Raw genomic sequence first — 20,131 nt, 5'->3', positions numbered from 1 at the left:
AACCAAAGGTTCGATGATCGCCCACTGCCTGTCTGTCAAAGTCCGTCTGCTCAAGATCGCCTCCCGTTTTTGATCTTGAATCAAACGAGAACCGATTTGGGAATCCCCTAAATGCAGACGCCGCCTAAGGGATCAGGCGAAAATCCGGTCGGCGTGATCGACCAAGTAGATGCGCAGCCAGGGGGTGAATTTTGCCGGTTCGCGCCGTACCTGCTGCGACAGTTCGCTCATGTCGATCCACGCCACGTCCATCACTTCTTCCGGATCCGGCACCGGCTTCACGGGATCGGGCACGTCCGCCGCAAAGATGTCGACACACTCATGTTCGACAAGCCCCCCGCCGACATCTGCCCGGTAAGTGATCTGTTCGCGATACCTCAGGCTCAGCCCGGTGATCCCGAGCTCCTCCCGCAGGCGGCGTTGCGCGCAGGCTTTCGAGGCTTCACCCCACCGGGGATGCGTGCAACAAGTATTCGCCCACAAGCCCGGTGTATGATATTTTCCCATCGCGCGGCGCTGAATCAGGACGTCTTCGCCACACAGCACGAAAACCGAGACCGCCTTGTGCAGAAGCCCCTTGCGATGCGCTTCCAGCTTCTCGACAGCGACAAGATCGCCATCAACCCAGGTGGGAATGAAATCGCTCATGTGTGGCAGGCCGGAACAAGCCGCGTCAGGTGCGCCAGATTCTTCAAACCTATCCTCAAATGTGCCATGGGCCGGGCCTTGACGAGCTTCTTGTTCATATAGGCCTCGAAGGTCAGACGTTGAACATCGATGTCATGACACAGCGAGACGAAACGCTCACGGCGATCGTCCGATCTGTAATAGGCATTCTGCATCGAGGCGAGAACCCGGAAAACCGTCTTGTGGTCGCGCATGAAAAGCTGTCGTGCCAATCGCAGGTCGCGGACACGCCGGGACCGGAGGGATGCCGCCGCGGCCGTCGCCGCCGCGCGCCCGCCGACCATGGCATAATAGATGCCTTCGCCCGAGCTTGGCGCGACGACACCCGCCGCATCCCCGGCAAGCACCACATCCCGCCCGTTGTCCCAACGGTCCAGCGGCCTTAGCGGGATCGGCGCCCCCTCGCGCCGGATCGTCCGGCAATCTGAAAGGCCGCTTGCGGCCCGCAGATCCGCCGTCGCCCTCTTGAGGTCCACATCGCGGACCATCGAGCCCATGCCGACACTGGCCGATTTGCCATGCGGAAACACCCAGCCGTAGAAATCCGGCGAGATTCGGCCATCATAGATCACATCGCACCGCGCCGGATCATACGCCCCGACTGCATCTGGCGCCTCTATGATCTCGTGATAGGCGACAACGTAGGGTATGCGGTCGCAGCCGGGAACCTCATCGCGCGCCACATTGGACCGGGCGCCATCCGCTCCGATGACCAGCCGGGTGTGAAGCGCGCGCTCCTCGCCACTGCGCTTGTCACGATAAATGACACGCGTGCCACCGCTGTCCCGTTCGATCCTCTTGTAGGTTCCGGTGACGCGCACCGCCCCGCCAAGACCGGCCCTTTCACGCAGGAATTCGTCGAAGTCCTCACGGTTCACCATGCCCACGAAGCCGTTCTCGATCGGGATATCCACCTTTCGGCCACGCGGCGAGATCATGCGCGCCGTGTTTATCCTTGCCACGAGTTGATCCTCGGGGATGTCGAATTCCCTGACAAGCTGCGGCGGAATGGCCCCGCCGCAGGGCTTGATCCGCCCTGCCCTGTCCAGCAGGGCGACGCTATGACCGCCGCGGGCAAGATCCTCGGCCGCCGTCGCCCCTGACGGGCCACCTCCGACAACAACAACGTCATACATGGTTCATCCCTCCGGAACGATCGCGCCAAAGTGGCCGCGATCCTGTTCGATCACGCGCAGAGCCAGCACCGCAGCCAGGACGAAAAGCACACCCTCGCTTGCGAAGACGACGCCGAATGCGGTCGCATCATCGACCAGGACAACACGCATCGCATCCACGGCAGCAGCACCAAGAAGACCGCCAAACCCGGCGGCAATGGCCTGAGCGGCACCCCAGAGCCCCATCCGGGTTCCCTCTCGCGCACCGCGCCCCTTTCCTGCGAGCGCCATCATCGAGCCGATCGCGGCCACCGCGAACATCCCGTTGAAAAAGCCCAGGACGGTTACGGCCGGCGCAAGAAGCACAGGCACTGCCGCGGTTCCCAGCATCGTGATCACGCCAAGGCTGCCCGCCGAACCGAGACACCCCGCGATCACCCAGCCGCGCAGCGAACCGATGCGCAGGCCCGTGGCCGCGATGCCCACCGTCAGCATTCCGGCGAACACCCCGCCGTTCTGGACCCCGCTGAGAGACGTGGACTGACCCGGGGAATACCCGAACACCAGCCCGGCATAAGGCTCCAGGATCAGTTCCTGCATGAAATAGGCCGTCATCGACAGGAATACGAAGATCGTGAAATTGCGCGCCGCGGGCTCTGCCCAGACCTCGCGCATCCCGTCGACGAAGCGCGTGCGGTCACGGGGGCGCGCAACCGCCTGGACGCGACTTTCGATACCAAGGACCGCAAGGACTGTCAGGATCACCGACCCCGCCGTCACCACCGCCACGATCTTCAGCAGAAGCTCGGGCGAATACGGGTCCAGCAACAGGCCGACCACTCCCGCCGTCACCGCAATCCCGGCGATCATCATCAACCAGGTAATCGTCGCGGCCGCCGCCCGGCGATGCGGCGCGGTCGCGGTGGCCAGCAGCGCGAGCAGGGAAGTGCCCGACGCCCCCACGCCCACCCCGATCAGCGCGTAGGACGCGATTGAAAAGGCCAGCGCGGTGCTGAAACCGGTCTCGAAAAGGATGACGCCGAAGGTCGCGCCAAATGCACCGAGGGCCAGCGCCACCATGCCGCCGATGATCCAGAACGTGCGATGCCCGCCGGCATCCGAAAGAAATCCCCAGTTCGGCCGGGTGATCTGAATTCCATAATGCAAAGCCACCAGGAACCCCGGCAGGACCGCGGGCAAGGCAAGTTCGACCACCATCAGACGGTTCAACGTCGACGTCGTCAGAACCACGACCGATCCAAGCGCCATCTGCACGAGACCCAGGCGAAGGATGTCAATCCAGCCAAGCTTCATCACCCGCCCCCCAGCGACCGCAGGGCGAAGGCTGCGATCATCATGCCGCTGACGTACATCATCACACCGGTGCCGTTGTACCATGGCGCCCGCCCCTCGGGATCGCGCAACAAGACGTGCATTGCCCGGAACTGGCCGAGAAGCAGAACGCCAATGGCCAGCGCAAAGAATGGCTTGTCCCAGAGCGTCAGTGCCGTGACGACGGCCACCTGCGGCAGCGCCATCACCCAACAGGCCACGCGGGCCGCACGGGCCGGCCCGAGGGATACCGGCAACGAATTCACGCCCGTTTGCCGGTCCCCTTCCAGGGCCTTGAAATCGTTCAGCGTCATGATTCCGTGCGCGCCCGCGGCATAAAGCAGCGCGATCAGGATGACCGGCCACGCCGGCGCCCCGGCCGACAGCACCGCCGCGCCGGTGAACCACGGCAGCCCCTCATAGCACAGCCCGACAAGCGCCGGCCCCCAGACCCCGGATCGTTTCAGGCGCAGGGGTTCCGCGGAATAGGCCCAGGCCGCGAGCACCCCGAAGACAGTGGCCCCGAAGCCCCAGGGGCCGAGAAGAGACCCCAGAAGCAGCGCGATCACGCTCATTGCGATCGCGATCCAAAGCCCCCATCGCCCAGGAATCGCCCCCGACGGGATGGGCCGGTGCGGTTCGTTGATGGCATCGACGTGCCGATCACACCAGTCGTTGGCTGCCTGGCTCATCCCGCAGACAACGGGTCCGGCCAGCACCATGCCAGCCACCACGAGCCACGGCGCGGTCTGCAACGCGACCCCCGAAGACACCACGCCGCACAGGAAGGCCCAGACCGGTGGAAACCATGTGATCGGCTTGATCAGCGTCAGGGCTGCGCGCGGGTCGGGATAGCGCCTCGTCGTTTGTAAGTTAAACATGACACTCATGGTGTCAATTAAACTATACAATATGGTTCAATGAAAGCTTTTTCTGCCCGCCGGCCGTGGTGAATCCGCGGTCAGCTCTCCGCGTCTACGCTCAGGATGCCATACTTGCGCAGCTTGACATACAGGCTCTGACGCGAAAGCCCGAGCATTTCCGCCGCCGCAACCCGGTTGTTGCCCGACAATTGCAAAGCGGTTTCGATGCACATCTTCTCCACGACATCGGATGTTGCCGAAACGAGTTCCTTCAGGGACGCGGTGCCGACAAGGTCCATCACGTTCCTCATCGCATCTTCGCTGACGGCTGCCGCGCCCGGATCGGTATCGACCGCTTCGGATTGCGTCACATCACGGATGATGAAACCATACCCGAGGTCGCCACCCCGCTGCCGGAGACGGGCCGCTGAAATGTCGACCGTCGCGCGAGTTCCCACAACGCTGCTGATCTGCGCTGCATAGCTTCGCATCCGGCCTTTCTTCATCGACGCATCAAGTATCAGCTTGAGATCGACAGCCCCCCTGACCAGGAAATCGCCCAGGGACTTCTCCTTGACATCCCGCAATTGAGCAGCGTCCGTCAGGATCAGGAATGCCTCGTTGGCGTCGCGGATGACGCCTTTGGAATCTGTCATGACGATCGCATCACTGGTGGCAGAAAACAGCGCGGCCAGCGACTGCGTCACTTCCGATCCACCGGCTTGCTCGTCGTCCATGGAGGACAGGCGGCACAGCAGGAAAAGCTCACCGGCGGCGCGGAAATACTGCGGAATCAGCCCGATTTCACGGCCATTGCGCCGCGCGATCAGTTCCATGCTCCTGACCTCTTCGGAAGAGGCCGCTGTCTGCAGCGCGTCCATGAATTCGCTACGGCGACGCCCTTCGAAACATTGAGAGAAGGCATTGCCGTCAAGCATGTCCGTCTTGGTCCCCAGCAACGATGCGCCAGCGGTGTTCACGTCGTGGATCCGGCCACTTTCGGGATCCACCAGAACCATCGGCGTCTCCGATGCCTCAAGAACGACACGGAAAAACGTCTCGCCACGGCGCAGCTTCTGCTGATCGCGTTCGCGCGCTTGCTGCTCTTTGACGAGGCGTTGCTGAACCTCCGCAATGGGCTGCATGTCACGACCGATCAAAAGAACCGATGCGCTGTCTTTCAGGGTGTGTATGGTGTAGCGGATCGGGAATTCCCAAGTCGCATTGTCGAAGTGATTGAGTTCGACAGGGCGGCTCATCGAGCCCGGGCTTTCCTTCATCATCGCGCGTCGCGCGGCAAACTTCTGCCGGCTTTCCTCGGTCAGGAACGCGGGGAATTCACGGCCGACCCAATGGTCGAGGCTCCCCAGCGAAGCGCAATCCGCATTCACGGAGATGCCTTCAACCACATCGTCTGGGCCCAGCACAACGGCCAGGTCCGCGACATGTTCAACAAGATCATCGACATTCGCAGGAGCAGGTAGAGTACCGGCGCGAAATCTTTCAGAAGTACGTCCTTGCCGCGTCACACCCTACCCCAGTTCAAAGCGATGCCGCCCCGCTCAGGTCACCTGATCCACAGACAGCGATTCCACCGTTGTCGACAGCCCGCACCTTTCGATGGCTTCCCGAGCCGACATCACTACATAATCAGCACCGGAGAGTTTTTCCACACCTTGCCGGTCCGAAGCAGCATACCCGCCGATCACGATTGGCGGAACCTCTTCCACGTTTGCCCGGATGTACTCGATGATTTTTGCGGTTTTTTCAACCGAATTCCATGTTGAGGCGGTGATTCCCACCATCGCGAAGCGGCTTGTGATGATCATTTCCGCGATTTCCTGGTAATTCAGCCCGATCGCCATGTGAACCCAGAGGCCGTGCCGGCGCAGGTTGTCCGCCGCCACGAACGCACCCAGCGAATGCTGTTCATACTGCGGGGTGATCATCAGGACCGATTGCCCCAACGGAATGCTGCGGTCCAGCCAACGGCCGGACGCGTCGGACCCTTGCCTGCGGAACAACGCCTGCAACCGCGATGCCCCAACCGTCACCTCCACGAAGGTAGCCTGGTCGTTCAGCCACAACTCTCCCAGACGCCGGGCCGCGTCGGGCACATAGGACTGAAAGACCTCCTCGGAAGTGACCCCGCTCGAGACCAGTGCCGACAGCACGGCATGGTGGCTGGTTTCCGATTCGGACATCAGGGCTTCGCAGAAATGCTCGATCCACTCGTTTCTGCTGCGTGGCCGGGAACTCGTTTTCACCGACGCCACCCGGCGCAGCGCGGATTCCACCAGATTTCGCAGGGCCGGCTCTTGATCTTCTGATAATCCAGAGGGCTCCGCTTCGGATTTGTCGCCCATGTGTCTCCCCCCCCCCGGCGCTGAATGTTCGCGACTATTAGGCTTATTTCCAACTCCCGTCTTGAAAGATAGTTTGCGCAGCCCGATATCAAATGTCAATTTTTGTTTACATTCATATTCTCGAATTGGACTCAACTTTGGGAAACACCGGCATCCACAGAGCGTCAAGCAACGGTGCAGCCCAAAGAAACATGAAAAATAACCACCCGGAGCGGGCGGGCGATCAAATAGAACGGTGTTCACCCTGAATTTACGGTCCGTACTGGTTGGTGTAAATTTTTGTTGACAGTTTTACCATTCCGAAAATAGCATCACTGCATGGGAACAGGACCTGCGAGGGGATGCATGGCGCCCGCGAAATCTCAACAACCGGATCAAGCCGCGCTCTACACGAGCGACGAGCGGAAGCGCCGGGATACCACGGTCTGGACCACTGTCCAGGGTGTGCTGGCGCCGGCGCAATTCCTGGTCTTCCTGGTCTCGCTCGGGCTGGTCCTGCGCTTTCTGACGACCGGCGAAGGATATGCCGCCGCGACGTATTCGATCCTTGCGAAGACAGGATTCCTTTACCTGATCATGGTCACCGGGGCGATCTGGGAAAAAATCGTTTTCGGTCAGTATCTTTTCGCGCCCGCATTCTTTTGGGAAGACGTGTTCAGCTTTGCCGTGATCGCACTTCATACCGCGTATGTCTGGGCCCTGTTTTCGGGTGCGCTTTCGCCGACCGGGCTGATGATCCTGGCGCTCGCAGCCTACGCCGCCTACGTGATCAATGCGGGGCAATTCCTGCTCAAGCTGCGGGCGGCCCGCCTGCAGGGCGGGGCCACGGCATGACCCATCAATCCTCACTTGCCGCCCCGGCCGGATGCCGGGATGCCCCGGTCCTCAAGCAACGCGGCCAGCACGAGGTTTTCTGCGGCCTGACGGGAATCATCTGGCTACACCGCAAGATGCAGGACGCCTTCTTTCTGGTCGTCGGAAGCCGCACCTGCGCCCACCTTCTTCAATCGGCGGCCGGCGTGATGATCTTCGCCGAGCCCCGTTTCGGCACCGCCATACTGGAGGAAACCGATCTGGCCGGCCTGGCCGACGCACAGGACGAGCTGGAGCGCGAGGTCGATCGGCTTCTCGCCCGGCGGTCCGACATCCGGCAACTCTTCCTGGTCGGCTCCTGCCCCTCCGAGGTGATCAAGCTGGATCTTTCCCGTGCCGCCGAACGGCTGAGTGCACGCCATGCGCCAAAAGTGCGCGTTCTCAACTATTCGGGGTCCGGCATCGAGACGACATTCACCGAGGGCGAGGACGCGTGTCTTGCTTCGATGGTCCCCGCGCTGCCCGAAACCCGGGACCGCCAGTTGATGCTTGTCGGCGCCCTGCCCGACGTCGTCGAGGATCAGGCGCTGGACCTTTTGCAAAAACTCGGAATCGACCGGGTGACAGTTCTTCCCGCCCGCACCGCGAACAAGGAGGTCGCCGTGGGGCCGGAAACGGTCTTCGCCCTGACGCAGCCGTTTCTCGGGGCAACGCATTCGGCGCTTGAACGGCGCGGCGCGCGCCACATCCCGGCCCCTTTTCCGTTTGGCGAGGAGGGCACCACCCGGTGGTTGTCAGCCGTCGCGCACGAGTTCGGCGTCGACAAGGAACGATTCGAATCGGTTACCGACGCCCCCCGTGCCCGGGCACGCCGCGCGGTCGCCAAGGCGACCGAGACGCTGAATGGCAAATCGGTGTTCCTTTTCCCCGACAGCCAGCTGGAAATTCCGCTCGCCCGTTTCCTGACACGGGAATGCGGGATGACGGCCGTGGAAATCGGCGCGCCCTACATACACAAGAGCGTCGTCGGCCCGGACATGGATCTTCTTTCGCAGGGGCCGACGATTTCGGAAGGTCAGGACGTGGACCTGCAGCTTGATCGCTGCCGGGCCGCGCAACCCGACCTGACGGTGTGCGGGCTCGGCCTGGCGAACCCGCTGGAGGCCGAGGGCCTGGCAACCAAGTGGGCGATCGAGCTGGTTTTCACCCCGGTTCACTTCTACGAGCAGGCCGGCGATCTGGCGGGGCTGTTCTCCCGCCCTCTCCACCGGCGGCAACTTCTGATGAAATCCGAAGATATAGGTGATCCTGCGACGCCCGGCGCCATCCCCGATCCCGCACCCGCGTCCGGAGGCCGGTCATGAAGCTCAGTGTGTGGACATATGAAGGCCCACCACATGTCGGCGCCCTGCGGGTCGCCACGGCGATGAAGGGCCTTCACTACGTCCTGCACGCGCCGCAAGGCGATACCTACGCAGATCTTCTGTTCACGATGATCGAACGGCGCAATCACCGGCCGCCGGTCACCTACACCACCTTTCAGGCGCGCGATCTCGGCAGCGACACGGCCAACCTCTTCAGGACGGCCTGTCAGGAAGCCCACGCGCGTTTCCAGCCCGAGGCGATGATCGTCGGCGCGTCCTGCACCGCGGAGCTGATACAGGACGATCCCGGCGGCATGGCCGAAACCATGGGCCTGCCGATTCCCGTGATCCCGCTGGAACTCCCCAGCTATCAGCGCAAGGAGAATTACGGCGCCGACGAAACCTTTTTCCAGATCGTCCGCGCGCTAGCCCGCCCCGTGGCGCGCACGGGGCCGATCACCTGCAATCTCATCGGACCCACCGCCCTGGGCTTCCGGCACCGCGACGACATCACGGAAGTCACCGCATTGTTGTCGGATCTGGGGGTCGAGGTGAATGTCACGGCCCCCTATGGCGCAACGCCCGGTGATCTGAAGCGCCTCGGGGCGGCGCATTTCAACGTGCTGATGTACCCCGAAACCGGCGAGGCCGCCTGCCGCTGGATGGAGCGCGAACTCGGCCAGCCATTCACCAGGACCGTCCCGATCGGCGTGGGTGCGACACGCGATTTCGCGGCCGAAGTCGCCAAACTCACGGGGCTCGAGGCGACCCTGGATACCAGCCGCCTGCGCCAGCCCTGGTATTCGGCCAGCGTCGATTCGACATATCTGACAGGAAAGCGCGTGTTCATTTTCGGCGCCGGAACACAGGTTGCGGCCGCGGCGCGCATCGCCCGCGACGAGATGGGCTTCGAGGTCGTCGGCATGGGCTGCTACAATCGCGAAATGGCGCGTCCCATCCGGGCTCTGGCGCGGGATTACGGCGTCGAGGCCCTCATCTCGGACGACTATCTCGATGTCGAGGCCAGGATCGAGGAGCTGGCGCCGGAACTCATCCTCGGAACCCAGATGGAACGGCATACGGCCAAGCGGCTCGGCATACCCTGTGCGGTGATCTCGGCCCCGGTTCACGTGCAGGATTTCCCGGCGCGTTACAGCCCGCAGATGGGGATCGAGGGCGCCAATGTCATCTTCGACACCTGGGTCCACCCGTTGGTCATGGGGCTGGAAGAGCACCTGCTGGCAATGTTCCGCGAGGATTTCGAGTTCCACGATGCAGCGGGCGCGAGCCATCACGGCCACAAGGCAACACCGCGGCCGGAAAGCGCCGGACGGACCACCCCGGCATCCGGCCCTTCCGACCCGGAACCGGCCCCCGCCGCGGACGGCGCCGCGACCTGGCTTGAAGAGGCCGAGCGGGAATTGCGGAAAGTGCCCTTCTTCGTCCGTGGCAAGGCCCGGCGCAACACCGAAACATTCGCGGCAGAGCGCGGCCTGAGCCAGATCAGCATAGACACATTGTACGAGGCCAAGTCACATTATGCGCGGTGATCTCGATATAACCGGCCCTGCGCCCTACCGCGTGGTGATCCTCACACTGGACAGCCACGCTGCCGGCCCGTGCGCCCGCGTCGCGGACAGGCTGGCGGCCGATTTCCCGGGGCTGAGCCTGAGTGTCCACGCCGCGGCGGAATGGGGGGAGTGCCCCGATGCTCTTGAAGCGGCGAAAGAGGCCATCGCAACCGGCGACATCGTCATCGCCAACCTGCTGTTTCTGGAAGAGCATGTGAACGCGATCCTGCCCGACCTCCGGGCCCGGCGCGAAACCTGCGACGCGATGGCCGGGGTCATCGCCGATGCGCAGATCGTCAAACTGACGCGCATGGGCACGCTCGACATGGCCGCGCCGGAATCGGGGACCCGCAAGCTGCTCAGGAAACTTCGCGGCTCCGGCAAGCCGGGCAAACCCGACAGCGGCGCCAAGAAGATGCGCATGCTGCGTCGCCTTCCGCGAATACTCAAGCTGATCCCGGGCAAGGCGCAGGATCTACGTGCATGGTTCCTGACGATGCAATACTGGCTCGGGGCATCCGACGAGAATATCGAGGCGATGGTGCGCTTTCTCGTGTCCCGCTACTGCCGCCACGAGGCCTGGCGCGGCACGCGGGCGCCCGAACCTCTGGATTACCCGGATACAGGACTTTACCACCCCGATCTGCCGGGCCGCATCACCACCAATGCCACAGACCTGCCGCAACCGGAGGCGCCGCGCGCCACGGTCGGGCTGCTGATGATGCGCAGCTATGTGCTTTCGGCCGATACAGCGCATTACGATGCCGTCATCCGGGCGCTTGAAGCCCGCGGCCTGCGCGTGCTGCCCGCTTTCGCCGGCGGTCTCGACGGGCGCCCGGCAATCGACTCCTTCTTCCAGGACGAACACGGCGCGAAAATCGACGCACTGCTGTCGCTTACCGGGTTCTCACTGGTCGGGGGACCCGCCTACAATGACACCGATGCCGCCGTCGAATCCCTTGGAACCCTCGATGTTCCCTATGTCGCGGCCCATCCGCTCGAATTCCAGACGCTTGGCCAATGGGCCAATTCCGCGCAGGGTCTCGGCCCGATAGAAACAACCATGCTCATCGCCCTGCCCGAGCTGGACGGCGCCACCAATCCGAGCGTCTTCGCCGGGCGCCACGGACAGGATACCTGCACCGGCTGCGCCCGCGCCTGCCGCAGCGCGTCGGATGTCAAGGCGATGGCACCGTGCCCCGAGCGCATCGAGAAACTGGCGGCGCGGGTCGACCGCCTTGCCGTCCTGCGTCGGTCCCGCGCGCATGAACGCCGCCTCGGTATCGTCCTGTTCGGGTTCCCGCCCAATGCCGGCGCGGCAGGCACGGCCGCCTACCTTGATGTGTTCCGGTCACTTCACAACACGCTGCACGCACTGGCCGAACGCGGCTATGACCTGACGCCGCCCGAAAGCGTGGAGGCCCTGCGCGAGGCGGTGCTTGAAGGCACGGCGCAAAGATACGGTCAGGAGGCCAATGTCGCCGCGCATGTCGGGGCCGACGACATCGTCAATGGCACGCCCTGGCTGAACGAGATCGAGGCGCAATGGGGCCCGGCCCCCGGCAAGGTCCAGTCTGACGGGCGCGGCGTCTTTGTGCTCGGGGCGCAGTTCGGCAAGGTCTTCGTCGGTCTTCAGCCCGCCTTTGGCTACGAGGGCGACCCGATGCGCCTGCTGTTTCAGCGCGGCTTTGCACCAACCCACGCCTTCACGCAGTTCTATCTCTGGCTGAAGAATACCTTCCGCGCCGATGCGATCCTGCATTTCGGTATGCACGGTGCGCTGGAATTCATGCCCGGCAAGCAGGCCGGCCTCGGGGCTGACGACTGGCCCGACCGCCTTATCGGGGACATGCCGAATGTCTATCTCTATGCCTCCAACAATCCTTCCGAGGCGACCCTGGCCAAGCGCCGCTCCGGGGCCGTGACCATCACCCACCTGACCCCGCCGCTGGCCAGCTCGGGGCTCTACAAGGGCCTTTCCGAACTCAAGGACAGCCTGACACGCTGGCGTCAGACGCCCCCGGACGGGCCCGGGCGCGCGGAGATCGAGATGCTGATCCGCGAGCAGGCGGAAACCGTGGACATGGACGGCTCCGATCCGGACACGCTGTGGCTCGAACTGCTCGAAACGGAGTCGGCGCTGATCCCGGAGGGCTTGCACGTCATGGGGCGCCCGATGACGGATGACGCGCGCGCCGACTACATCGCCCTGATGACGGATGCGGACGACGCGACGCGCGCCCGTGTCGACAACCTGCTGCGGCAGGACACGGAAATTCCCGCTCTGCTGAACGCGCTCGACGGTCGTTTCACCGCACCTGTCCACGGCGGTGATCTGATCCGCTCTCCCGATATCCTGCCGACGGGCCGAAACATTCACGCGTTCGATCCGTTCCGCATGCCGACGGAGCTGGCCTGCCGGGAAGGCGCGCGGCAGGCAAACCTGCTGCTCGACACCCATCATGATCTGCCGCGTTCCGTCGCGCTGGTTCTTTGGGGCTCGGACAACATCAAGTCCGACGGGGCGCCCCTGGCGCAGGCGCTTGCGCTGATGGGGGCGAAGGCCCGATTCGACAGTTTCGGCCGCCTGTCCGGAGCCGACCTCATCCCGCTCGCCGAACTCGGACGTCCGCGCATCGACGTGATCATGACGCTCTCGGGTATCTTCCGTGATCTTCTGCCCCTGCAGACACGGCTTCTGGCGGAAGCCGCTTATCTGGCGGCCTCTGCCGACGAACCGCCCGAGCAGAACTTCATCCGCGCCCATGCCCTGTCCTACATGGCCGAGGAAGGGTGCGACATGGAAACCGCCGCGCTGCGCGTCTTTTCGAACGCCGAGGGCGCCTACGGGTCCAATGTCAACCTTCTGGTCGACAGCTCCGCATTCGATGACGAGGATGAGCTGGCCGACGCCTATGTGGCGCGCAAGAGCTTCGCCTATGGCGTCAATGGCAAGGCCCGGCAAAGCGACTCACTGCTGAACAAGGCCCTGCGCGATGTCGATCTGGCCTATCAGAACATCGAATCCGTCGAACTGGGCATCACCTCCGTCGATCACTACTTCGACACTCTGGGCGGAATTTCCCGTGCGGTGAAACGGGCCCGCGGCGGACGGGAAACACCCGTCTACATCTCCGATACGACCCGCGGCGCCGGAAAGATCCGGACACTCGCGGATCAGGTCGCGCTTGAGACGCGGTCCCGCACGCTCAACCCGAAATTCCACGAGGCGCTGCTTCAGCATGGCGCCGAGGGGGTCCGCCAGATCGAGAGCCATGTCACCAATACCATGGGCTGGTCCGCCACCACCGGACAGGTGGAGCCGTGGGTTTATCAGCGGATTTCGGAAACCTTCGTACTCGATGACGCCATGCGCCAGCGCCTGACGGACCTCAACTCCGCAGCCTCCTCGCGCATGGCAAACCGTCTGCTTGAAGCGCATGACCGCGCCTACTGGCAGCCCGACGAAACGACGCTCGCCGCACTCCGCGATGCAGCCGCGACACTCGAAGACCGGCTTGAAGGGGTGGCAGCAGAATGACCCATGAAATGACAGGAAGGACTGGCACAGAATGAGCCCGCGTGATGACATTCCGAATCTCGGAGGCCAGGACGGCGAGGGATCCGTGCAGGTTCACCAGGACCCTGCAATGAAGATAGACGGCGCAAAGGTCTTTTCGGTTTACGGGAAAGGGGGCATCGGCAAATCGACGACCAGCTCCAATCTTTCCGCCGCCTTCGCGAAGATGGGCAAGCGCGTCCTGCAGATCGGGTGCGATCCCAAACATGACAGCACCTTCACCCTGACCGGCCAGCTTCAACCGACCGTGATCGACATTCTCAAGGAGGTCGATTTCCATCCCGAGGAACTGCGCCCCGAGGATTTCGTCACCCGCGGCTGGGGCGGGGTGCATTGCGTGGAGGCCGGCGGTCCGCCCGCGGGCACCGGCTGCGGCGGGTATGTCGTGGGGCAGACCGTGAAACTCCTCAAGCAGCACCACATGCTGGAAGACACCGATGTGGTGATCTTCGACGTGCTGGGCGATGTGGTCTGCGGCGGATTCGCAGCCCCCCTTCAGCATGCGGACCGGGCGATGATCGTCACCGCCAACGATTTCGATTCGATCTACGCGATGAACCGGATCATCGCCGCGGTGCAGGCCAAGTCGAAGAATTACAAGGTTCGGCTGGCGGGCTGCGTCGCCAACCGTTCGAAAGACACCGACGAGGTGGACCGCTATTGCGGCAAGGTCGGGTTCAACCGGATCGCTCACATGCCGGATGTCGACGCCATCCGCCGTTCCCGGCTCAAGAAGAAGACGCTTTTCGAGATGGACGACGACGAGGACATCGTCGCCTGCCGCAAGGAATATGTCCGCCTCGCCGAGACGCTGTGGAACGGCACCGAGGGGCTGGCACCCGCCCCGATGGAGGATCGCGACATATTCGAACTGCTGGGATTCGATTGATGACCTACGAAGCCACGCGCGCTCGTGTCGAGACCTATTTCGACCATTCCGCCACAGAGGTCTGGGCGCGCCTGACAAGCGATGCACCGGTAAGCCGCATCCGCCGGACGGTACGGGCCGGCCGGACCGCGATGCGGGCCGCGATCCTGGCGCGCCTGGGGGATGACCTTTCCGGGTGCCGGGTGCTGGATGCCGGGTGTGGCGCCGGTCAGATGACGGCCGAACTGGCCGCGCGCGGCGCCGATGTGGTGGCCGTCGACATCTCGCCATCCCTGGTGGATATCGCCCAAAGGCGGCTGCCTTCCCGCCTCGATGCCCGTGTGAACTTTCACACCGGCGACATGCTTGATCCAGAGCTCGGGCATTTCGACCACGTGGTGGCGATGGACAGCCTGATCTACTACACACGCCCGGACCTGGTGAATGCCCTGAACCGGCTCGGCGATCGCACTGCCGGACGGATCATCTTCACCGTGGCGCCCCGCACGCCGCTGCTGATGGCGATGTGGCGCGTCGGACAGGTTTTCCCGCGCGCGGACCGCTCTCCGACGATGGTGCCGCACGCCCCGCGGCAGTTGAGCCGGGCGCTTGCCGTGGCCGGCATGGCGGACCGCTTGACGCCACTGCGGCGCATTAGCCGCGGTTTCTACATTTCCCAGGCGATGGAGCTGGCCCCGTGATCCTTCGCCCCGATCAACTGAAGCAGCTGACCACGCGGTTCCTGCCCTTCGCGGACGCCGCGAGCGATGGATTGCCGATGGCACAACTGCTGCGGCTGTCGCTGTTTCAGGTTTCGGTCGGTATGGCCACGGTGATGCTGCTCGGCACGCTGAACCGGGTCATGATCGTAGAGCTTTCAGTGCCTGCGGTGATCGTGGCGGTGATGATCGCCCTGCCCGTCCTGATCGCGCCGTTCCGGACCTTGCTGGGCTTCCGGTCCGACACGTATCGCAGCGCCATCGGCTGGAAGCGTATTCCGTATCTCTGGTTCGGATCACTCTGGCAGATGGGTGGCCTCGCGGTCATGCCATTCGCGCTTCTGGTGCTCTCAGGCGAAACCGTGCATGACGTGCCCTTCGCAGGCGAGGTGCTGGCCGCGCTGGCATTTCTCATGACCGGGCTCGGGCTGCACATGACCCAGACCGCGGGGCTGGCCCTTGCCACTGACCGCGCCGATGATGCGACCCGCCCGCGTGTCGTGGCCCTGCTTTACGTCATGTTCCTGCTGGGAATGGGCCTGTCGGCGGTGATCGTCGGCTGGCTCCTGACGGATTTCTCGCCGTTGCGTCTGGTGCGCGTGGTGCAGGGCGCCGCCGTCGTCGGAATCACACTCAACCTGATAGCACTGTGGAAACAGGAAAAGGTCCGCCCGATGACCCGCACGGAACGCGCGGCACCGCGCCCGCGCTTTCGTGATGCGTGGTCCGACCTCATGCAGGGCGGCCAGGCCGGCCGGCTGCTGGCCGTGGTGTTCATGGGCACGATGGCATTCAACATGCAGGACGTGCTGCTCGAACCTTACGGTGGCGAGATCCTGGGCCTTTCGGTTTCGGCGACCACGATGCTCACCGCGATCTGGGCCGCCGGGGCGCTTTTCGGCTTTGGCATCGCGGCGCGGATGCTGGCCGCGGGGCGCGACCCCTTCCGCATTGCCGGCATCGGCATTCTGGCGGGGATCGTCTCGTTTTCCGTGGTGATATTCGCCGCCCCGATGGCGTCGCCGGTGATGTTCTTCACCGGGGCCGGCCTTATCGGCCTGGGTGGCGGGCTCTTTTCCGTCTCGACCCTGACGGCGGCGATGAAGATGCCCGCGCGCGGCACCGCCGGGCACGGTCTCGCCCTCGGGGCCTGGGGGGCCGCACAGGCCACGGCCGCCGGTCTCGCGATCGCCCTGGGCGGCGGCTTGCGCGACTGGGTCGGCGCCCTGGCCACCTCCGGCGCGCTCGGGGAGGCGCTGGATACGCCCGCCACCGGGTATTCCTTCGTTTACCACGTGGAGATCGGGCTTCTTTTCCTCACCCTCGCAGCCCTTGGGCCGCTGGTGCGGTTCGCCCGTCACGGCGACCCCCCCGGCAAACCCGGATCCGCCCGTATCGGCCTGGCAGATTTCCCGACATGACCCGACGATCCTCGGAAAGGACAAAGACATGACTGAACCATTTTTCGGAAATTTCGACCTCGCGAGCGTCTCGATCTGGTTATTCTGGATCTTCTTCGCGCTGCTGATCTACTATATCCAGCGCGAGAACATGCGCGAGGGTTATCCGCTCGAGGACGATGACGGCAGGGAAGCCGCCAACCAGGGCCTGTTCCCGGTACCGGATGACAAGACATTCAGGCTGCCGCATGGCCGCGGCGAGGTGACGGTACCCTCGGGGCAAAACCCGGACCGCACGGATCTTGCCCTGGCAAAGACCGCCGCCGGAAACGGATTTCCCTTTGTGCCCACCGGTGATCCGATGGCCGATGGTGTCGGGCCCGCATCCTGGGCGCCGCGCCGCGACCTGCCCGAACTTGACGGCGCCGGCCATCCCAAGATCGTGCCGATGTCGGCGACCGATCACTATCACGTGGCCGCGGGCCGCGATCCGCGCGGCCTGCCGGTGGTCGGTGGTGACGGCGGCACCGCCGGACATATCACCGACATGTGGATCGACGAACCCGAACAATTGGTGCGCTATCTTGAAATGGAACTCGAAGGTGGCGGCAAGCGGCTCGTTCCCCTGACCATGGCGCGGATCAAATCGGACCGTGTGAAGGTCCGCTCGATCTTTGCCCGGCACTTCGCCGGCGTACCGCAGCACGCCTCGCCACGGCAGGTGACCCTGCTCGAGGAGGACAAGATCTGCGGCTACTACGCCGGCGGCACCCTCTACGCGAGCGAAGAGCGGCTCGAACCGCAACTGGGCTGAGAGCCGCAAGGGAGACAACCATGAGCCACGACGATTTCGCCTTCGAGCCCGTCAAGGGCCTGCCGGAACGCCCCCCAGAGGGAGAGCGCATCATCTGGCAGGGCCGCCCCGACTGGTGGGCACTGGCATGGGACTCGCTCAGCCTTCCATGGGTGGCCGGGTATTTCGTGGTGCTGGCCCTGTGGCGCTTCGGCACGCTGATCGACCAGGTGAGTCCGGCCGGCGCCTTCGCGGCCTCGTTCCCGTTCATCGTCATGGGCACCGTCGTGTGCGCGCTGCTGATCGTCATCGCCTTCGTGCAGGCACGCGCAACCGTCTACACGATCACCAACCGCCGGGTCGCGATGCGCATCGGCGCGGCTCTCACCGTGACGCTGAACCTGCCGTTCTCCCAGGTCCGCAACGCCGATCTGGATCTGCGCAAGGGGGGCACCGGCACCGTCGCGCTGGATATGGCCGGCAAGACACGGCTGTCTTACCTGGTCTGCTGGCCGCATGTCCGCCCATGGAAGATGAACCGCACGCAGCCGGCCTTGCGCTGCATCCCGGACGCCGAGAAGGTGGCGGGCCTGCTGGCGGAGGCCGCCGAGGCGCGGATCAGCACGCCGGTGGTTGCCCGCCGTCCCGACACAGCGGCGATGGCCGCCGAATGAGCCCGAGGCAGCAACGATGACCCAGACCGACTTTCAAACGCCCCTGCGTGTTCATGACAAGGAAAAGATTCCACGCTTCATGGCCCGCGCGATGCTGGCTCTGGTACTCACGGTGCTGGCACTTGTCACCCTGGCGCGGCTGAACGACATGCCGTTGATCGCGACACCTCCCCCCGGCGAGATCGTCATCAGCCGCGATATCGTGCTCTCTGGTGACATGGCCGGATCGGCCACCGTGCGCCGGCCCGACGGCACCCTCATCGCCGATCTGACCCCCGAGGAAGGCGGCTTCATTTCCGGTGTCTACCGGGTCGTCCTGCACGAACGCGGCAAGCATGACGTGGCCCTCGGGACGCCCCTGACGCTGTTGCAACGCGACACGGGGCGCCTCGAGATCCACGACCCCTCGACGGGGTGGCGCGCCGACCTGATGGGATTCGGTGCCGACAACGCCAGCGCATTCGCAAGATTGCTGGCACAGTAGAGAAAGGAGGCGGCCATGGGATGGCTGACCAAGGATATCGAACACGCGCCCTGCACGGTTGAGATCAGCCACAAGTTCGAATCGCTGCACGCGCATGTCCGCTTCAACAACGGGGCCACCGTCCATCCGGGCGACGAGGTCAAGGTCCATGGCCCCGAGATCATGGCTCCCTTCGGCGAGATCGTGACCGAGGATCGTGACGCCACGATCATCCGCGCCAGCGGGCTGGAACGGCTCTGGACGCGCCTTACGGGCGATTTCGAAGTGATGGAGCTTTGCGAATTCTCATTTTCCGGGGAGGCAACGCTATGAACGCACATGCCAAGCATACCGCTGACGCGAAAACCGCCGAGGAAGGCATTGCCATCCAGCAGGAACAGGCGAAGTTCGACAGTACGGCTGCCACCGAGTCGGCGATGTCCAACACGCTCCTGACCCCGCGTTTCTACACGACGGATTTCGACGAGCTTGACGCGATCGACGTCTCGCCCGTTCGCGAGGACTGGGACAAACTGATCGCACAGATGGTCTCGGATCCCAACAAGGGCCACTTCCGCAAGAACGAGGACTGGGATCACGTGGACTGGGACGCGATGGATCCGGCTCTCAGGAAGGAGTTCATCGACTTCCTGATCTCGTCCTGCACCGCCGAGTTCTCGGGCTGCGTCCTGTACAAGGAAATGAAGCGCCGCGGCGCCAATCCCGACATCACCCAGCTCTTCCAGCTCATGGCGCGCGACGAGGCTCGGCATGCGGGCTTCATCAACGATGCCCTGCGCGAGGCCGGGGTGGCGGTAAACCTCGGGTTTCTAACGCAGAAGAAGAAATACACCTATTTCCGGCCCAAGTTCATCTACTATGCCACCTATCTGAGCGAAAAGATCGGCTATGCGCGCTACATCACCATATACCGTCATCTCGAACAGCATCCCGAGCACCGGTTTCACCCGCTCTTCAAGTGGTTCCGGGAATGGTGCAATGACGAGTTCAGCCACGGCGAGGCGTTCGCCCTGCTGATGAAGACCGACCCGAAGCTGACCAGCGGCGTGAACGTCTGGTGGATCAAGTTCTTCCTGACCGCCGTCTACGCCACGATGTACGTGCGCGACCATCAGCGTCCCGCCTTCCACGAGGCCCTGGGCGTCGATCCGGACTGGTACGGGCACGAAGTGTTCACCAAGACATCAGAGATTTCCAGGCAGGTCTTCCCGATCACGCTGGATATCGAGAGCCCGCGCTGGAGTGCCGGCCTGAAGCGGCTGCAAAAGGCCAATGCCGATCTGGCGCACGCCAGGCAGCAGACCGGGCCGGTGGCCCTTGTCCGGCGCACCACCGCGCAGCTGCGCGCTGCGGCGGCTTTCGCCGGTCTCTACCTCATTCCGGCACGGAAACATCAAGTGCCCGAAAGCACGCGGTTGGAACCCGCCTACTGATGGGCGGACCCGGTGCATCCGCCGCCGTTCGGTGTGGGGGGCCGGCCCCCCACGCCCCCCGAGGTATTT

The 20,131-nt window shown here is 63.9% G+C and carries 18 protein-coding genes; 12 read left to right on the top strand and 6 right to left on the bottom strand.

Going from position 1 to position 20,131, the window contains the following annotated elements; all coding sequences use genetic code 11:
- Positions 1-132 precede the first annotated feature (132 nt).
- The 6 genes from idi to DQW77_RS09830 form a co-directional block, all read right to left on the bottom strand.
- Entirely contained in the window at positions 133-648 is a 516-nt protein-coding gene (gene idi / locus DQW77_RS09855; RefSeq protein ID WP_113258048.1) for an isopentenyl-diphosphate Delta-isomerase, read from the bottom strand.
- The gene (locus DQW77_RS09850; protein WP_113258047.1) at positions 645-1,823 is read right to left on the bottom strand and encodes a geranylgeranyl diphosphate reductase; all 1,179 of its coding nucleotides are present in this window, start codon (positions 1,821-1,823) and stop codon (positions 645-647) included. The genes idi and DQW77_RS09850 overlap by 4 nt, the downstream gene beginning before the upstream one ends.
- Before the next feature lie 3 nt (positions 1,824-1,826).
- The gene (locus DQW77_RS09845) at positions 1,827-3,116 is read right to left on the bottom strand and encodes a BCD family MFS transporter (RefSeq protein WP_113258046.1); all 1,290 of its coding nucleotides are present in this window, start codon (positions 3,114-3,116) and stop codon (positions 1,827-1,829) included.
- Complete coding sequence (chlG, locus tag DQW77_RS09840) at positions 3,116-4,024, bottom strand: chlorophyll synthase ChlG (RefSeq protein WP_113258045.1); 909 nt, start codon at positions 4,022-4,024, stop codon at positions 3,116-3,118. Before chlG ends, DQW77_RS09845 begins: the two co-directional genes overlap by 1 nt.
- 71 nt (positions 4,025-4,095) lie before the next feature.
- Positions 4,096-5,526 (bottom strand): transcriptional regulator PpsR, encoded by a 1,431-nt coding sequence (ppsR, locus tag DQW77_RS09835; protein WP_113258044.1) that lies wholly within the window; start codon positions 5,524-5,526, stop codon positions 4,096-4,098.
- 33 nt (positions 5,527-5,559) lie between these two features.
- Positions 5,560-6,462: a cobalamin B12-binding domain-containing protein gene (locus DQW77_RS09830; protein WP_258523811.1), complete on the bottom strand. Its 903-nt coding sequence runs from the start codon at positions 6,460-6,462 to the stop codon at positions 5,560-5,562.
- Between the two features lie 246 nt (positions 6,463-6,708).
- Here DQW77_RS09830 and bchF point away from each other — a divergent pair, with 246 nt between their 5' ends.
- The 12 genes from bchF to acsF are packed head-to-tail and all read left to right on the top strand — an operon-like array spanning position 6,709 to position 20,062.
- Positions 6,709-7,197 carry a 2-vinyl bacteriochlorophyllide hydratase gene (gene bchF / locus DQW77_RS09825; RefSeq protein ID WP_113258042.1) on the top strand — a complete coding sequence of 163 codons (489 nt, stop codon included), beginning with the start codon at positions 6,709-6,711 and terminating at the stop codon, positions 7,195-7,197.
- Positions 7,194-8,540, top strand: a complete 1,347-nt coding sequence (locus DQW77_RS09820; RefSeq protein WP_113258041.1) for a ferredoxin:protochlorophyllide reductase (ATP-dependent) subunit N — start codon at positions 7,194-7,196, stop codon at positions 8,538-8,540. Before bchF ends, DQW77_RS09820 begins: the two co-directional genes overlap by 4 nt.
- On the top strand, positions 8,537-10,090 hold the full coding sequence (gene bchB / locus DQW77_RS09815; protein WP_113258040.1) for a ferredoxin:protochlorophyllide reductase (ATP-dependent) subunit B: 1,554 nt from the start codon (positions 8,537-8,539) through the stop codon (positions 10,088-10,090). Before DQW77_RS09820 ends, bchB begins: the two co-directional genes overlap by 4 nt.
- Positions 10,080-13,652 carry a magnesium chelatase subunit H gene (locus DQW77_RS09810; protein ID WP_113258039.1) on the top strand — a complete coding sequence of 1,191 codons (3,573 nt, stop codon included), beginning with the start codon at positions 10,080-10,082 and terminating at the stop codon, positions 13,650-13,652. Before bchB ends, DQW77_RS09810 begins: the two co-directional genes overlap by 11 nt.
- A gap of 31 nt (positions 13,653-13,683) precedes the next feature.
- Positions 13,684-14,580, top strand: coding sequence for a ferredoxin:protochlorophyllide reductase (ATP-dependent) iron-sulfur ATP-binding protein (gene bchL / locus DQW77_RS09805; RefSeq protein WP_113258038.1), 897 nt, complete (start codon positions 13,684-13,686; stop codon positions 14,578-14,580).
- Entirely contained in the window at positions 14,580-15,260 is a 681-nt protein-coding gene (bchM, locus tag DQW77_RS09800; protein ID WP_113258037.1) for a magnesium protoporphyrin IX methyltransferase, read from the top strand. Before bchL ends, bchM begins: the two co-directional genes overlap by 1 nt.
- Complete coding sequence (locus DQW77_RS09795) at positions 15,257-16,699, top strand: PucC family protein (protein WP_181711229.1); 1,443 nt, start codon at positions 15,257-15,259, stop codon at positions 16,697-16,699. Before bchM ends, DQW77_RS09795 begins: the two co-directional genes overlap by 4 nt.
- Before the next feature lie 28 nt (positions 16,700-16,727).
- Positions 16,728-17,492, top strand: a complete 765-nt coding sequence (gene puhA / locus DQW77_RS09790) for a photosynthetic reaction center subunit H (RefSeq protein ID WP_113258036.1) — start codon at positions 16,728-16,730, stop codon at positions 17,490-17,492.
- A 20-nt stretch (positions 17,493-17,512) separates the two neighbouring features.
- Positions 17,513-18,145 (top strand): photosynthetic complex putative assembly protein PuhB, encoded by a 633-nt coding sequence (puhB, locus tag DQW77_RS09785; RefSeq protein WP_113258035.1) that lies wholly within the window; start codon positions 17,513-17,515, stop codon positions 18,143-18,145.
- Positions 18,146-18,161: 16 nt separating this feature from the next.
- Complete coding sequence (gene puhC / locus DQW77_RS09780) at positions 18,162-18,629, top strand: photosynthetic complex assembly protein PuhC (RefSeq protein WP_113258034.1); 468 nt, start codon at positions 18,162-18,164, stop codon at positions 18,627-18,629.
- Positions 18,630-18,644: 15 nt separating this feature from the next.
- Positions 18,645-18,941 (top strand): hypothetical protein, encoded by a 297-nt coding sequence (locus DQW77_RS09775; protein WP_113258033.1) that lies wholly within the window; start codon positions 18,645-18,647, stop codon positions 18,939-18,941.
- Positions 18,938-20,062: a magnesium-protoporphyrin IX monomethyl ester (oxidative) cyclase gene (gene acsF / locus DQW77_RS09770; protein WP_113258032.1), complete on the top strand. Its 1,125-nt coding sequence runs from the start codon at positions 18,938-18,940 to the stop codon at positions 20,060-20,062. The genes DQW77_RS09775 and acsF overlap by 4 nt, the downstream gene beginning before the upstream one ends.
- The last annotated feature ends 69 nt before the right edge of the window (positions 20,063-20,131 follow it).

Source organism: Roseovarius sp. TE539 (assembly GCF_003298505.1).
Taxonomy (GTDB): domain Bacteria; phylum Pseudomonadota; class Alphaproteobacteria; order Rhodobacterales; family Rhodobacteraceae; genus Roseovarius.
This window is presented reverse-complemented; position numbering and strand designations above follow the sequence as displayed.